General features: G+C 69.5%; 11 protein-coding genes. 7 read left to right on the top strand and 4 right to left on the bottom strand.

Annotated elements, in window-relative coordinates; translation table 11 throughout:
• The 3 genes from FKR81_RS29625 to FKR81_RS29635 are packed head-to-tail and all read right to left on the bottom strand — an operon-like array spanning position 1 to position 5834.
• Entirely contained in the window at positions 1-4404 is a 4404-nt protein-coding gene (locus FKR81_RS29625; RefSeq protein ID WP_146356790.1) for a HAMP domain-containing protein, read from the bottom strand.
• 19 nt (positions 4405-4423) lie between these two features.
• A complete protein-coding gene (locus FKR81_RS29630; RefSeq protein ID WP_146356792.1) occupies positions 4424-5446 on the bottom strand; it encodes a PAS domain-containing sensor histidine kinase in 1023 nt (340 codons plus the stop codon).
• Positions 5447-5456: 10 nt separating this feature from the next.
• Complete coding sequence (locus tag FKR81_RS29635) at positions 5457-5834, bottom strand: response regulator (RefSeq protein ID WP_186763238.1); 378 nt, start codon at positions 5832-5834, stop codon at positions 5457-5459.
• Positions 5835-6000: 166 nt separating this feature from the next.
• Between FKR81_RS29635 and FKR81_RS29640 the strand changes: the two genes are divergently transcribed.
• The 6 genes from FKR81_RS29640 to FKR81_RS29665 all read left to right on the top strand — a co-directional run bounded on the left by FKR81_RS29640 (position 6001) and on the right by FKR81_RS29665 (position 12426).
• Complete coding sequence (locus FKR81_RS29640) at positions 6001-6198, top strand: hypothetical protein (RefSeq protein WP_146356796.1); 198 nt, start codon at positions 6001-6003, stop codon at positions 6196-6198.
• A gap of 110 nt (positions 6199-6308) precedes the next feature.
• On the top strand, positions 6309-9071 hold the full coding sequence (locus FKR81_RS45250; protein ID WP_146356798.1) for a glycosyl hydrolase: 2763 nt from the start codon (positions 6309-6311) through the stop codon (positions 9069-9071).
• 33 nt (positions 9072-9104) lie between these two features.
• Complete coding sequence (locus tag FKR81_RS29650) at positions 9105-10046, top strand: DUF1996 domain-containing protein (RefSeq protein ID WP_186763239.1); 942 nt, start codon at positions 9105-9107, stop codon at positions 10044-10046.
• Between the two features lie 76 nt (positions 10047-10122).
• Positions 10123-10701: a DUF2238 domain-containing protein gene (locus tag FKR81_RS29655; RefSeq protein WP_146356802.1), complete on the top strand. Its 579-nt coding sequence runs from the start codon at positions 10123-10125 to the stop codon at positions 10699-10701.
• A gap of 49 nt (positions 10702-10750) precedes the next feature.
• Entirely contained in the window at positions 10751-11434 is a 684-nt protein-coding gene (locus FKR81_RS29660) for a DUF6319 family protein (protein WP_146356804.1), read from the top strand.
• 119 nt (positions 11435-11553) lie between these two features.
• On the top strand, positions 11554-12426 hold the full coding sequence (locus FKR81_RS29665; RefSeq protein ID WP_146356806.1) for a hypothetical protein: 873 nt from the start codon (positions 11554-11556) through the stop codon (positions 12424-12426).
• Between the two features lie 301 nt (positions 12427-12727).
• Here the strand turns inward: FKR81_RS29665 and FKR81_RS29670 are convergent, their stop codons facing one another.
• A complete protein-coding gene (locus tag FKR81_RS29670) occupies positions 12728-14263 on the bottom strand; it encodes an alpha/beta hydrolase (protein WP_235921841.1) in 1536 nt (511 codons plus the stop codon).
• Positions 14264-14347: 84 nt separating this feature from the next.
• Between FKR81_RS29670 and FKR81_RS29675 the strand changes: the two genes are divergently transcribed.
• Positions 14348-15253: an EamA family transporter gene (locus FKR81_RS29675; protein ID WP_146356808.1), complete on the top strand. Its 906-nt coding sequence runs from the start codon at positions 14348-14350 to the stop codon at positions 15251-15253.
• Positions 15254-15563 lie beyond the last annotated feature (310 nt).

Genomic DNA, 15563 nt, shown 5'->3' on the forward strand with positions numbered 1-15563 from the left:
TCAGCGCCTGAGCCAGCGGGCGATGCAGGACAGCAGCTCGGTGGTGTCGACCGGCTTCGTCACGTAGTCGGACGCACCCGATGCCAGCGACTTCTCCCGGTCGCCCTCCATGGCCTTCGCGGTCACCGTGATGATCGGCAGGTCGGCGAACCTCGGCATCTCGCGAATCGCCGCGGTCGTCGCGTAGCCGTCCATCTCGGGCATCATCACGTCCATCAGGATCAGCTCGATGTCCGGTGCCGCCAGCAGCTCGTCGATGCCCTTGCGGCCGTTGGGCGCGTGCGTCACGACGAGACCGTTGAGCTCCAGCATGCCCGCCATCGCGAACACGTTGCGCGTGTCGTCGTCGATCAGCAGCACCTTGCGGCCCTGCAGCTCGGTGAACGAGGTGATCTCGACCGACTGAGTGTCCTGTGTGGACGGAACGAGCGGCAGGATCAGGTCGTTGGCCGAGAGGTGCAGCGTGATCTGCTCGCGCATCTCGTCCAGTGACGTCAGCAGCTCGATCGGGCGGTTGCGCACGTGGGCCTGCAACAGCCGGTCCTGCGCGGCGCTGAGCTTCAGCGTCGCGTGCGCCAGCACCGGCAGCTCGAGTCCGGACTCGGTGAGCCGCTTGAGGAACGTCAGCGCCGTCGCGCCGGGCAGGCTGATGTCCAGCACCACGCACTGGTGCGGTCGCGCGGACAGCACCTCCAGCGCCTCGTCCGGGTTGGTGACCGTGGTGACGCCGACGTGCCCGTGCGTCTCGGCCAGGTCCGCCGCGACGCCGCGGGTGAGCATCGTGAGCAGGCCGTTGTCCGGTGCCTCCAGCACGAGCACCCGCTGGCCCGCCGGCGACGAGTCCTCGGGGAAGACCCGCCGCGGCGCGTCGCCGGTGCGCCGTTCCGGCTGGCCGAAGTGCGCGATCGGGATGTGCAGCGAGAACGTGCTCCCGCCGCCCAGCGCGGACTCCGCGCGGATCTCGCCGCCCAGCAGGTACGCGACCTCGCGGCTGATCGACAGGCCGAGTCCCGTGCCGCCGTACTTGCGCGACGTCGTGCCGTCGGCCTGCTGGAACGCGCCGAAGATCGAGTGCAGGTTCTCCTCGGCGATGCCGATCCCGGTGTCGGACACGGAGAACACGAGCGTCGAGTCGTTCAGGCTGACTCGCAGCCCGACCCGGCCCGCCTCGGTGAACTTCACCGCGTTGGACAGCAGGTTGCGCAGCACCTGCCGCAATCGCTGCTGGTCGGTCAGCAGCTCGTCCGGCACGTTCGGCGCCACCGTGACGTCGAACTCCAGCTCCTTCTCGGCGGTGAGCGGGCGGAACGTCGTCTGCACGTAGTCGAGCAGCTGACCGAGCGGGAACGGCTCGGGGTGGATGTCCATCTTCCCCGCCTCGACCTTCGACAGGTCGAGGATGTCGTTGATCAGCTGGAGCAGGTCGGTGCCCGCCGAGTGGATCACGTTGGCGAACTCGACCTGCTTGGGCGTCAGGTTGCGCGACGGGTTCTGCGCCAGCACACCCGCCAGGATCAGCAGCGAGGTCAACGGCGTGCGCAGCTCGTGCGACATGTTCGCCAGGAACTCCGACTTGTACTTCGACGCCAGCGCGAGCTGCCGCGCGCGTTCCTCGATCTCCTGCCGCGCCTGCTCGATCTCGAAGTTCTTCACCTCGATGTCGCGGTTCTGCTGGGCCAGCAGCTCCGCCTTCTCCTCCAGCTCCGCGTTCGAGCGGCGCAGCTCCGCCTGCTGCGACTGGAGTTCGTCGGACCGCGCGCCCAGCTCGCCCGCGAGTCGCTGGGACTCGTCGAGCAGCGCGTCGTTGCGGGAGTTCGCGATGATCGTGTTGACGTTGACGCCGATGGTCTCCATCAGCTGTTCGAGGAAGTCGCGCTGCACCGGCGTGAACCGGGAGAACGACGCCAGCTCGATCACGCCGAGCACCTGGTCCTCGAACGGGATCGACAGCACGATCAGGTTGACCGGTGTGGACGATCCGATGCTGGACGAGATCTTCACGTAGTCCGGCGGCGTCTGCTCCACCACGATCGGCTTCTTCGTCAGCGCGACCTGGCCGACGAGCGACTGGCCCAGCTCGAACTCCCTCGGCACCGAGCCGTCCTCCTGGTGCCCGTAGGACGCGATGAGGCCGAGCTTGCGGTCCTCGGTCAGGAAGAACGTGCCGTGCTGCGCGCCGACCAGCGGCGCCAGCTCGTTCATGATCAGGCACGCGACCGCGCCCAGGTCGCGGTGGCCCTGCATGAGACCGGAGATGCGGGCCAGGTTCGTGTTGAGCCAGGCCTGCTCCTGGTTCGCCAGCGTCGTTTCGCGCAGCGACTGGACCATCGCGTTGATGTTGTCCTTGAGCTCGGCCACCTCACCCTGCGCCTCGACGGAGATGGACCGCGTGAGGTCGCCGGTCGCGACCGCGCTGGTGACCTCCGCGATGGCGCGCACCTGGCGGGTCAGGTTGCCCGCGAGGCCGTTCACGTTCTCCGTGAGGCGCTTCCACGTGCCGGACACGCCCTCGACCTCGGCCTGGCCGCCGAGCCGTCCCTCGGACCCCACCTCGCGCGCCACGCGGGTGACCTCCGCGGCGAACGCGGACAGCTGGTCGACCATCGTGTTGATCGTCGTCTTGAGCTCGAGGATCTCGCCGCGCGCGTCGACGTCGATCTTCTTCGTCAGGTCGCCCTGCGCCACCGCCGTCGTGACCTGGGCGATCGAGCGCACCTGGCTGGTCAGGTTGTGCGCCATGGAGTTGACGTTGTCCGTGAGGTCCTTCCAGGTGCCCGCCACGTTCGGCACCCGTGCTTGGCCGCCGAGGATGCCCTCGGTGCCGACCTCGCGCGCCATGCGGGTGACCTCGTCCGCGAACGCGGACAGCGTGTCGACCATGGTGTTGATCGTCTGCGCCAGCGCGGCGACCTCGCCCTTGGCCTCGACGTCGATCTTCTGCGAGAGGTCGCCCTTCGCCACGGCCGTCGCGACCTGGGCGATCGAGCGGACCTGGCTGGTCAGCTTGGACGCCATCACGTTGACGTTGTCGGTCAGGTCCTTCCACGTGCCGGACACGCCGCGCACGGTCGCCTGGCCGCCCAGCCGTCCCTCGGACCCCACCTCGCGGGCCACGCGGGTGACCTCGTCCGCGAACGCGGACAGCTGGTCGACCATCGTGTTGATGGTGTCCTTGAGCTCCAGGATCTCGCCGCGCGCGTCGACCCGGATCTTCTGCGTCAGGTCGCCCTTCGCGACCGCGGTCGTCACCTGGGCGATCGACCGCACCTGGTCGGTGAGGTTGTCCGCCATGAAGTTCACCGACTCGGTGAGGTCCTTCCAGGTGCCGGACACGCCCTTCACGTCCGCCTGGCCGCCGAGGCGGCCGTCCGTGCCGACCTCGCGGGCGACGCGGGTGACCTCGTCGGCGAACGAGGAGAGCTGGTCGACCATGATGTTGATGGTGTTCTTCAGTTCGAGGATCTCGCCGCGGGCGTCGACGGTGATCTTCTGGGTCAGGTCGCCGCGGGCCACGGCCGTCGCGACCTGGGCGATGGAGCGGACCTGCGCGGTCAGGTTGCCGGCCATGAAGTTCACCGACGTCGTGAGGTCGCGCCACGTGCCCGCGACGCCGGGGACCTGCGCCTGACCACCGAGCGCGCCGTCCGTGCCGACCTCGCGGGCGACGCGGGTGACCTCGTCGGCGAACGAGGAGAGCTGGTCGACCATCGTGTTGATGGTGTTCTTGAGCTCGAGGATCTCGCCGCGGGCGTCGACGGTGATCTTCTGGGTCAGGTCGCCCTTCGCGACCGCCGTGGTCACCTGGGCGATGTTGCGGACCTGGTCGGTGAGGTTGCCCGCCATGAAGTTCACCGACGCCGTCAGGTCGCGCCACGTGCCCGCGACGCCCGGCACCTCGGCCTGGCCGCCGAGCCGTCCCTCGGAACCCACCTCGCGCGCGACACGCGTGACCTCGTCGCCGAACGCCGACAGCTGGTCGACCATCGTGTTGATGGTGATCTTCAGCTCGAGCATCTCGCCCTTGACGTCCACGGTGATCTTCTGCGAGAGGTCGCCCTTCGCCACCGCCGTCGCGACCTGCGCGATGTCGCGCACCTGGTCGGTCAGGTTGCCCGCCATGGCGTTCACCGAGTCGGTCAGGTCCTTCCACGTGCCGGACACGCCCGGCACCACGGCCTGACCGCCCAGCTTGCCCTCCGTGCCGACCTCGCGGGCCACGCGGGTGACCTCGGAGGTGAACCGGGCGAGCTGGTCGACCATGCCGTTGAAGACGGTCGCCATCTCGTCCATCAGCACGTCGTCGACCTGGGGCAGCCGGGTGCTGAAATCACCGTCGCGGACGGCCTTCAGACCACCCAGCAGCTGCTGGAGCCGGTCAGGAGCCTGTTGAGTTCTCTCCGCCATGAGACCGTTCTCCTCGAGATCAACCGCTGGGTATCCAGAACTCGACCGTCGTGCCGTCCAGTTCCGTGCTGCTCAGCGTGAGCCTGCCCCCGACCGCTTCCGCGCGCTCGCGCATGTCGACCAGCCCCAGGTGGCCCGGCCTGCCGGCGCTGACGAACGCGTCGTCCATGCCGATGCCGTTGTCCGACACGCACACCAGCACCCCGCCGTCCACAGCGGACAGGTCGACGTGCACCACGCTCGCCTGCGCGTGCTTGTAGACGTTCGCGAGCGCCTCCTGGACGATCCGGAAGATCGCCACGGCCGCGTCGTCGGACGGGCTGATGTCGTCGGACCGGACCACCGGCGCGATCGTCGATCCCGCGAACGCGTACTCGGCGTGGTCGCGGATCGCGGGGATGAGTCCCTGCCGGTCCAGCCGGGGCGGCCGCAGGCGGAACACGAGTCCGCGCAGCCTGCCGATGGCCTCCTGGAGCGTCTCGTTCAGCGCGTCCGCTTTGTACCTCTGCTCGGGCGGCACCACGGGGGTCAGCATCTGCAGCCGCATCCCGATCGCCACCATGGACTGGATCGTGTCGTCGTGCAGGTCCCACGAGATGCGCTGCCGCTCGGTCTCCTGCGCGTCCGCGATCCGCACGAGCAGCCTGCGCCGCTCGTCGAGCGCGAGGCTCAGATCCTGGGTGATCTTGCCGAACCCGCGCAGCACGCCGTCGTCGTCGTGCAGCGCGGTGATCGTCGCGCGCGCCCAGAAACGGGAGCCGTCGCGGCGGACCCGCCAGCCCTCGTCCTCGGCGTGACCGCGCTCGGCGGCGATCCTCAGGTGCCGGTCCGGTGCGCCGTCCGCGATCCGCTCCGGCGGGTAGAACACCGAGAAGTGCCTGCCGACGATCTCGGCCGCCGAGTAGCCCTTGATCTGCTCAGCGCCCTGGTTCCACGTCGTGACCAGGCCTTCCGGCGACAGGGCGTAGATGGCGTACTCGTGCACCGACTGGACCATGAGGCGAAAGAGGGCCTCTTCGTACGGGGTGTCCGGTGTGCTCATGGAAGGGTGGTCATTCCGGTGAGGCGACGCGGAGGATCGCGGTCACGAGCTCGTCGAGGTTGTTGGACTTGAGCACGAGACCGTCGCCGCCCTCGGCGTCGATCCGCGCGACGGTGTCGTGGTCGGCGCTCGCGGTGGTGACCAGCACGGCGACGCCCGGCGCCGCGGCCTTGATCGACCTGATCGCGCCGATGCCGTCGCCGTCGGGCAGCCTGCGGTCGAGCACGACGACGTCCGGGTGCAGGCGCTTGACGACGACGCGCGCCTCCTCGATGGAGCGGGCGCGCGTCACCACATCAGCCTCGGGGACGTCCTCGAACCACGCCTGGACGGCCTCGGCGAGCAGGTCGTGGTCCTCCACGAGAACCACCCGGACGGCAGCGTTCACTTCCAGCCCCCTCGGACGGCGGGTGGCGGAGTCGGCACTCAGTGTGCCACGTGAGAGCGTTGCAGACCCCTGCGCCAACCGGTTGGACCTTCCACGCCCGGTGCGCATGTTTCGTACCATTGAGGGACGGCCCGAATCGCGCGGGCGCGCGAGAGGAGGTCGCGACATGGCGGAACCGTACGTCGTCCGGTACGTCGGCGGTCCTCTCGACGGCAGGGTGGACTCACTGCCCTCACCACCGGAGGACCCGAAGTCCACGATCACGCACGTGCATTTGCACGGCGGTCCCAAGATCGTGCACCACTACGACCTCTCCTACGCGGTCGAATACGGATGCGAATACCGCTTGCGTTCAGAGGACTGAGCACGGCTCGGTTTCGAAACTCACCGTGGACAGTTGGCAACACGCCGTTTACCGTTCTCATGTGAGAGCGCTCTCACACCGTTGTGGGAGCGTATCCACTGGAGGCTTCCGTGCGGTTTCCCCGTCCCCGGTTCACGGCATTCGTCGCCGCCGTCGCCGCTGCCGCCGCGATTCCGCTCGTGCTACCCGCCTCCGCGGGTGCCGTGGTGGTCGGCTCGGGCAGCTACGCCACCACCAGACCGGCGGGCACGGTCGGCCCCTCGAACAACGTCGGCCAGCCGGTCACGCCCAAGCTGACCGCGCGCGCGGCCGCGTCCGGCCGGGCCGTGCCCACCAACGACTGGTGGTCGTCGCTCGTCTGGCAGCGCTACCCGGCGAACACCCACTCCGAGAACATGTACCCCAACCCGTTCACCGCGCACGCCGCGGCGCAGGGGCTCGGGGTCGGCTACACCACGGCGCCGACGGTCACCGGCGACGGCCGGATGTACGAGATGCTGCACCGCGACGAGCTGTTCATCGGCATCAGCGGGCTGAACGCGCCGCGCACCGAGGTCGACAACTGGTCGGACTGGACGGTGACTCCACAGTGGAGCGACGGTGCGCGGACGTTGCGCACCACCATCGGCCACGGCCTGCCGTTCATCTACGCCGAGGCGACCGGTGGTCCGGCGCGGGTCGGCTTCAACGCACCCACCACGGTGTGGCACAACGCCCCCGGCGTGCTCGGCGTGACCGTCAACGGCCACGAGTACGCGATCTTCTCGCCGAGCGCGTGGTCGCTCGTGGGCACCGCGGAGGCCACGTCGAACGCGGCGTTCTTCTCCGTCGCGGTGCTGCCGTCGCGTGACGCGCTGCCGCTCTTCCAGAAGTACGCGTTCTCGTTCGTCACCGACACCAAGGTCGCCTGGTCCTACGACTCGGCCGCCGCGCGGATGACCGCCACCTACACGGCCACGACGGTCGCGCGGCAGGGCACGCAGACCGGCACGCTCCAGGCGCTGTACCGGCACCAGTGGCTGAACTCGACCGACGCGACGACCGCGTACCGCTACACCTCGGCCCGCGGCGAGATGCGGCTGCGCGAGGGCGCGACCTTCACCACCCGCAGCACGTTCAACGGCGTCCTGCCCGCCCTACCCCTGTCGCCGGGCGCCGACGCCAACCGTTTGCGGGCGGGGATCGACCAGGTGCTCGCCGAGGCGGACCCGTTCAAGGGCGCCGCGGACACGTACTGGACCGGCAAGGCGTTGTGGCGACTGGCCGCGCTCGCCCGCGTCGCCAACCAGATCGGCTACACGGGTGCGCGCGACCGGCTGATCACGCTGGTGCGCGACCGGCTCACCGACTGGCTCACCGCCGCCGACGGCGAGAACGGGCGGATGTTCGCCTACGACTCCACCTGGGACACGCTGATCGGCTACCCCGCCTCGTACGGCTCGGACGCCGAGCTCAACGACCACCACTTCCACTACGGCTACTACGTCCTGGCCGCGTCGGTGGTCGCGCAGCACGACGCCGCGTGGGCGTCCGACGCGCGCTTCGGCGGCATGGTCAAGCTGCTCGCCAAGGACGGCAACAACTACGACCGCGGCGAGACGCGGTTCCCGTTCCTGCGCATGTTCGACGCGTACGCCGGTCAGGGCTGGGCCTCCGGGCACTCGGGCTTCGCGCACGGCAACAACGAGGAGTCCTCGTCCGAGGGCATGATGTTCGCGACCGCGGCCGTCCTGTTCGGCGAGGCGGTCGGCGACAACTCGTTGCGCGACGCGGGCATCTACCTCTACACGACCCAGCAGGCCGCGATCGGCCAGTACTGGTTCGACAAGGACAACGCCGTCTTCCCGCCCGCCTTCCAGCACGACACGGTCGGCATCGTCTGGGGCGCGGGCGCCACGTACGGCACCTGGTGGACCGCCAACCCCGAGGAGATCCACGGCATCAACATGCTGCCGATCACCGGCGGCTCGCTCTACCACGCGGCGTGGAAGGCCGACATCACCCAGAACATCACCGAGCTCCGCGCCAACAACGGCGGGACCGAGCAGGAGTGGGCCGACGTCATCTGGTCGTTCCTCGGACTCGCCGACCCCGCGCAGGCGCTCAGCCGCTACGGCGCGGGCGTCGAACCCGAGTGGGGCGACTCGCGGGCGCACACCTACCACTGGCTCACCTCGCTCGACCGGTTCGGCACCCCGGACACGACCGTCACAGCCGACGTGCCGACGCACGCCGTGCTGACGAAGAACGGCGCGCGCACCTACGTCGCCTACAACGCCCGGCCCGCCGCGGTCACCGTGCGGTTCTCCGACGGGCAGACGTTGTCCGTGCCCGCGTCCTCGACGGCGTGGCGCGGTGCGGCGGGCACGGGCGTCGACTCCGGGACCGGGGGAACGCCGCCGACGACCACCACCACTACAACGACCACCACGACGACCACGACTCCGCCGACGACCACGACCACCACCTCACCGCCGGGCGGCCGCAACGCCTTCGCCGCCATCGAGGCCGAGTCGTTCGACCAGCAGAACGGTGTGACGAAGCAGGGCACGTACATCGCGTCGATCGCCAACGGCGACTGGGCGTTGTTCCGCGGCGTGAACTTCGGTTCGGCGACGGCGCGGCAGTTCAGCGCACGGATCGCCAGCGGCGCGGCCGGCGGGGTGAGCGGCCTGGTCGAGGTCAGGACCGGCAGTCCGACCGGGCAGGTGCTCGGGTCGTTCGCCCTGGCCAACACCGGCGGCTGGGAGGCATGGCGCACCGTGCCCGGCAACGTCTCCGCGCTCACCGGCACCCAGGACGTCTACCTCACCTTCACCAGTGGCCAACCGGCCGACTTCGTCACCGTCGACTGGTTCACGTTCGGGCAGTAGTCCGCCGCTCGCGACAGCATGAGAGGAGATCCAATGCACGTGAAGGTACGCGCAACGATCGGTGCGGCGGCGGTGGCCGCGGCGGTCGCCGTGACCGGACTGATCATCTCGTACGAGCCGGTCAACGCGTCGAAGGTGTCCCACGCGGGACACGGGTTCGCCTACAGCCCGGAACAGGCGAAGGCGATCGTGGAACAGCAGCAGATCGGGATCTCGGCCTACGGGTCCGAGTTCCGGGTGACCTGCGCGGCCAGCCACCGCAGGCAGGACGACCCGATCGTCTTCCAGAACCAGGCGGGCGTGTCGCACATGCACGAGTTCTTCGGCAACCGCAGCACGAACGCGAACTCGACGCTGACGTCGCTGAAGGCGGCCACGACCAACTGCAACCCGGTGTCCGACAAGTCCGCGTACTGGGTGCCCACCCTGTACAAGAACGGCCAGGCCATCGCGCCGGACTCGGTGACGATGTACTACCAGGGCATCCAGCCGCAGAACGCCACGGCGTTCCCGCAGGGCCTGCGGTACGTGGTCGGCAACTCCAAGGCGACGAGCCCGAACGACAACCCGGCCGCGCGGTGGTCCTGCACCACGCAGTCGCCGTCCGACCGGAACTTCCTGAACTGCCCGCCCGGCACCAAGGTGGAGACCTACCTGGACTTCCCGACGTGCTGGAACGGCAGGGACCTCGACTCGGCCAACCACCGCGACCACATGGCGTTCGCGCTGGGGCAGACCTGCCCGAGCACGCACCCCGTGGTCATGCCGAGGCTCGAGTTCCTGCTCACCTACCCGGTCAACGGAACCGGTCTCTCGCTCGGCGGGACGATCAACGGCGTCAACGTGACGTCCGCACCCGGCTACACGTTCCACGGTGACTTCATGAACGCGTGGGACCAGGCCGAGCTGCAGCGTCGAGTGACGAACTGCCTCAACACCGGCCGCAAGTGCGGCACGGACGGCAACCCGGTCTAGTTCGTTCCACCTCGGTTCGTTACACCGCCGTCCATTCCGGACTACCCGGGGTGGACGGCGGTGGCATGATTCCACGATGCACCGGATTCTGCTGGCGGTCGTGATCGCGGCGGTGGCGTTGTCCGCCGTGCGGCCGCACAGCTGGTTCACCTGGCTGCTGGAGGTCGCACCGATCCTCGTCGGCGTGCCGCTGCTCGTGCTGACGCACCGGCGATTCCGGTTGTCCACACTCGTGTACCTGCTGCTGACGTTCCACGCGCTGGTGCTCGCGCTCGGCGCGCACTACACCTACGCGCAGGTGCCGATCGGGTTCTGGGGCGACCTCGACCGCAACTGGTACGACCGCTTCGCCCACTTCGTGCAGGGCTTCGTACCCGCGGTGCTGGCGCGTGAGATCCTGTTGCGCCGCACGCCGCTGCGGCCCGGCGGCTGGACGTTCACGTTGGTCACCGCGGTGTGCCTCGCGTTCAGCGCTGTCTACGAGTTGATCGAGTGGCTCGGAGCCGTGCTCGCGGGGGAGGCGGCGACGGATTTCCTGGGCACGCAAGGGGATGTGTGGGACACCCAGTGGGACATGTTCCTCGCGTTGTGCGGTGCGCTGGCCGCCCAGTTGATCTTGTCGCGGAGGCATGACCGAGAATTGTCGGTGCTGTAGTGCAAGCTGAACCTCGTCGCGTACTGATTTGGCTTGGAGGGGTGTGGACATGGCGAAGAGGAGCGGGTTGTCGGCGGAGGACGTCGACGGCCTGCGTGCCCAGCTCGCGGAGGGCGGGCACCCCCTCGTGTGGTTCACCGCCGCCGCGGTGGGCATGGAGGCGGGCAAGTCGGCGAAGGTGCTGGCGTTCACCGAGCCGGAGGAGGGCGACTTCATCCAGGTGCGGCCGACCGGGTCGAAGGACGAGATCTCCTTCTCACCGGCCGAGCTGACGTGCGAGAAGCCGCCGCCGCGCAGGAAGGCACCCGTGGCGAAACCGGCGCCGGAGCCGAAACCGCAGGAGACTGTCGTCGAGTATCCCTACGTCCCGGAGGTTCCGGTGAAGACCGAGCCGAAGCCGAAACCCGTCGCACCCAAGGCGGAACCGCCCGCGCCGCCCGCGCGGCCCGCCAGGAAGCCGGCTTCGAAGGCACCGGACGTGACCGTGACGCTGGTGTCGACGGCGGAGGGGGAGTGGACCGTCGAGGTGTTGCAGGGCACCAGGAAGACGGTGCGCCCGGTGTCCGTCGCGCCGGCCGCGGTGGCGCAGGCGGCGAAGCTGATCCACCCCGAGGTGTCCGAGATCGTCGAGGGCGTGCTGAGCGCCGCTCGGGCGCAGCAGTTGGCGCGGGTGGAGCAGTTGCGCGCGGAGCTGGAGGCCGCGCAGAAGGCTCTGGACGACCTCGGGGCGTAGTGCTCGGAGCCGAACGGCGCATTCGTATTTCCTATGTATCACAACGGTTTCCGCTCAATCTGAGAGGTGTGGGGCACCCGAATGCCCCACACCTCGTTGATCGGATTGAGGGGGATTGGATGTATCGAAGAACGATCTTGGGTCTGGCCGCCGCGTTAGGGCTCGTGGCGGCCGCGACCGGACCGGTGGTGGCGGCTCCCGCGTCGCCGTCGCCGTTGTCCTTCGTGTCCCAGCTCGACCTCGAGTGCTTCAAGACCGACCCCTACACACCACCGCCGACCGTCATCAAGACGACCCACCTCAACCCCGTGCTGGTGCAGGCGGGTCTGCCGCCCGAGGTCGTCAAGCTCGGCAACCGGGAACAGCTGTGCGTCCCGGTGGACAAGAACTACCGGACACCGACGCCGGACGCCTTCAACTGGGTGCGGTTCGTCGACCTGTCCTGCTACCGGATCGAGGGGCAGCAGGTCGGCTTCCCGCTGAAGCTCGACCACCTCAACCCGGTGCTGCGCGACATGGGCGTGCCCGGCAACATCGTCAAGCTGGACCGGCCGGAGCAGCTGTGCGTTCCGGTCATCAAGAACAACGTCGTGCCGCCGGCCGAGGTGCTGCGCCTCGTGCGGTTCATCGACCTCAAGTGCTACTCCGCGCCGCCGCCGAAGGAGCTCGGCGTCGGTCTGGTGCTGAGGCAGCTGAACCCGGTGCTGGCGAACCAGCCGCCGCGGTTCGTGAAGGTCAGGGAGAACCGGCAACTCTGCGTGCCCGTGCGCAAGAACGACCAGCCGATCCCACCTGATGTGCTGAACGTCGTCCAGTGGATCGATCTGCAGAGGTACGACATCACCGCGCCGACGTTCCCGACGCCGGTGTCGTTGACGTTGCGGCACATCAACCCCGCTCTGGTGAACCTGCCCGCGGAACCGGTGCGGATCTTCGCATCGAACCAGCTGGCGCTTCCGGTGGCGAAGAACGGCAAGGTGCCGCCGGGCTGAGTGATCGGGCCGCGTTGACGTACTGCTACGACTGATGGTTTCCGCTCAGCGATCGGGTGATGGGGGTTCCCACGCCTTGTGTCACGGCGGACCGTGGGGATCGGATGTCCGGTCGAACACGGGAGGCCCCAGATGGTTGAGATCACGGTCGCGGAGACGGCTCACATGGGCGGCTGCGGCTGCTGCTCCGGATGCACGGGGCCGGGGTGCGGCTGTTGTTCGAGCTGCTAGACCGTCAGGGTTTGCATGAGGGGAGCTTCCCCAGCGCTGACCGCTGGGAAAGCTCCCCTCATGGCGTCTGTCACGGCGGGCAGACGGTGCCGTTGGTCGGGACCTTGGCGTCGATGAGGTAGTCGCGCGCGGCGTTGGTGGCGCACGGAGACTGCGCGAGCGCGCCGTGCCCGCTGCCCTGCCAGCCCAGCAGCACGCCACCGGGCAGGCGCTGCGCGGCGCGTTCCGTGCCGGGCGCGGGCGTCACCGGGTCGTCGGCCGTGCTGAGCACGAGGATGGGCGGCGCGCTCTTCAGCGGGTCCTGGCGCTGCAGCTGCGGCACCGGGAAAGGCCCGCAGCGCAACAACATCCGCGCGAACAGGGCGCCGAACATCTTGTGCTTGTCCTGCCAGTCCTTGGAGAGCCCGGCGACCCGGTCCGGCGGGATGCGCGTCGCGGTGTCGTTGCACCCGGTCACCATGCCCGCGTCGAGGCGCGGCGGGTTCTCGTCGAGCTCGCTCACCAGCGGGTCGAGCAACGCGTTCAGGCCGCTGCCGTCACCGGCGCGCGCCTTCACGATCGCGTCGGACAGCGCGGGCCAGCGCGAGCGTTCCGAGAGGCCGGCGAGGATCGCGTGCAGCGCGGAACCCGGCGTCAGGTCGATGGTCGCGCCGCGGATCGGCGTGGTGCGCAGCTGGCCGATCAACGCGGTGACGTCCTCGCGCGGGTTGGCCAGTCCGCAGGAGCGGGCGGTGCAGTCGCGGGCGAACGCGTCGAGCGTCTGCTCGGCCGACGCGGCGCGGGACTCCAGCACGCCGACCGAGTCGAGCGTCGGGTCGGGCGCGCCGTCGAGCACCATGCGGCCGATCTTGGTGGGGAAGCGGTTGGCGTAGGTCGTGAGCACCTTCGAGCCGTCGCCGAAGCCGATGGCGTTGAGCCGCTTCACGGCGAGGTGCTCGCGGAGCCGTTCGAGGTCGGCCGCGGCGCGCCAGCTGTCCAGCGCGGTGAGCCGGTTCTCCAGGTCGAGCACGCACTCCTGCGCGGCCTCGCCGACGGACACCACGAGGTCCGACTGCTCGGCGGCGGCCGGGTCGTACTCGACGATCTGCGCGCGCGTCTCGGCCGGGATGCACTGCACGCCGTCGGAACGCCCGGTGCCGCGGCGGTCCATGCCGATGAGCGTGTACGTGCTCAGCACCTCGGGCGGCAGCGACGCGGCGAGCCGCGCGGCCTTCAACGTGCCGGGCTCGCCGTCCGGGTCGCCGATGACCACGAGCGGGTTGCGGCCCGTGCCGACGCGCAGCAGCGAGACGCCGATCGTGCCGCGGCCGGGCCTGCCGGGTGAGTCGAGGATCACCGACATCCGGGAGCACTGGTATTCGACGTCACCGGCCGGGGCCGTCGGGCCCATGCGCTCCTTGGTGGCGTCCGTGCACGGCGACCACTGGAGGATCGACTCCTCGCGGAACTCCTCCAGCGGCGGAACCGGCTGCGGCCCGGCGAGCTGCGTCGCGTCGAGCGGCTGGTTGTCCTCGCCTCTGACCGCGATGACCGGCCGGTCGGAGGGGCCGGCGCTGCACCCCGCGAGCACGCTCACCGCCAGCAGGACCATGGCAGCGCGACGCACGGGTTTCCTCACTCTCGATCGGGCTTCTCGGGGTGTGAGATTCCCACGTGAAAGGTGAGACGGCCGTGAGTCAAGATGGACCTCATGGTCATGGCTCACGCCTCGCCGGTCTCCGGTCCGGCCCCCGTACGCGGCTCGTCGGTCGCCGCTCGCGCACTGGGCGCGATCCCGCCGCCGGCGCTCGTGCTGCTGGGCATCGTGAGCGTCCAGGTGGGTGCCGCGTTCGCGAAGCAGCTCTTCGGCGTCGCCGGTTCAGCGGGCACCGTGACCCTGCGTCTGGTGTTCGCCGCCGTGATCCTGCTGGCGGTCTGGCGGCCGACGCTCCGGCTGCCGCTGCGCACCTACGCGGTGATCATCGCGTACGGCGTGGTGCTCGGATCGATGAACCTGTTCTTCTACCAGTCGCTCGAACGCATCCCGCTCGGCGCCGCGGTGACCATCGAGTTCCTCGGCCCGCTCGCCGTGGCCGTGTTCGGGTCGCGCCGCTGGCTGGACGGCGTGTGGGCGCTGCTGGCCGCGTCCGGCGTGCTGCTGCTGGCCCGCGCGGACGGCGGTCTGCTGTGGAGCGGTGTGCTGTTCGCGCTGGCCGCGGCTGCCTGCTGGGCGGCCTACATCCTGCTGGCGGCCAAGCTGGGCAGCGCGACGTCCGACGGCCAGGGCCTGGCGCTGGCGATGGTGTTCGGCACGCTGGTGGCACTGCCGTTCGGCGTCGGCTCCGCGGGGATGGCGCTGCTCGACCCGGTCGTGCTGGTGGTCGGCCTCCTGGTGGCGCTGATGTCGTCCGTCGTGCCCTACTCGCTGGAGCTGGAGGCGCTGCGGAAGATCCCGCCGCGCGTGTTCGGGATCCTGATGTCCATGGAGCCCGCGGTGGCCGCGCTCGCCGGGTTGGTGCTGCTCGGGGAGCAGCTGCGGCCCCTCCAGTGGGTCGCGGTGTGCTGCGTGGTGATCGCCTCCGTCGGGGCGACCCGGAGCGCGAGACCGGACGTCTGACCCTGTGGGAACCAAGAGGCGCGGTCCGGACGGCAGGAGATCGGCGCTCTTGACCTCGGCTGGTTGACGAGATCGTCGGCCGCGCCCGGCGGGCGCACCTGGACGCGGAGCTGTCGACTGTTGACAGCGCCAGGCGGGCCGAGGGGTGCGCTGTCGACTGTCGACAGCGGCAACGCAGGACACGCCGACCTTGTGAGTGGGCTGTCGACTGTTGACACCAGCGGCGCATGACAGGCGGGTTGCAGGGGCGCGCTGTCGACAGTTGACACCGGTCGTCCGCATCAGGCAGGTGACTCCGGCTGGCGAGCTG

Origin of the sequence: Lentzea tibetensis, from assembly GCF_007845675.1 — a bacterium.
GTDB lineage: Bacteria > Actinomycetota > Actinomycetes > Mycobacteriales > Pseudonocardiaceae > Lentzea > Lentzea tibetensis.

Bases quoted from the DNA above. Each gene is read 5' to 3' on its own strand.
- FKR81_RS29625 (WP_146356790.1), bottom strand. From the start codon at position 4,404: ATGGCGGAGAGAACTCAACAGGCTCCTGACCGGCTCCAGCAGCTGCTG.
- FKR81_RS29630 (WP_146356792.1), bottom strand. From the start codon at position 5,446: ATGAGCACACCGGACACCCCGTACGAAGAGGCCCTCTTTCGCCTCATG.
- FKR81_RS29640 (WP_146356796.1), top strand. From the start codon at position 6,001: ATGGCGGAACCGTACGTCGTCCGGTACGTCGGCGGTCCTCTCGACGGC.
- FKR81_RS29650 (WP_186763239.1), top strand. From the start codon at position 9,105: ATGCACGTGAAGGTACGCGCAACGATCGGTGCGGCGGCGGTGGCCGCG.
- FKR81_RS29655 (WP_146356802.1), top strand. From the start codon at position 10,123: ATGCACCGGATTCTGCTGGCGGTCGTGATCGCGGCGGTGGCGTTGTCC.
- FKR81_RS29660 (WP_146356804.1), top strand. From the start codon at position 10,751: ATGGCGAAGAGGAGCGGGTTGTCGGCGGAGGACGTCGACGGCCTGCGT.
- FKR81_RS29665 (WP_146356806.1), top strand. From the start codon at position 11,554: ATGTATCGAAGAACGATCTTGGGTCTGGCCGCCGCGTTAGGGCTCGTG.
- FKR81_RS29675 (WP_146356808.1), top strand. From the start codon at position 14,348: ATGGTCATGGCTCACGCCTCGCCGGTCTCCGGTCCGGCCCCCGTACGC.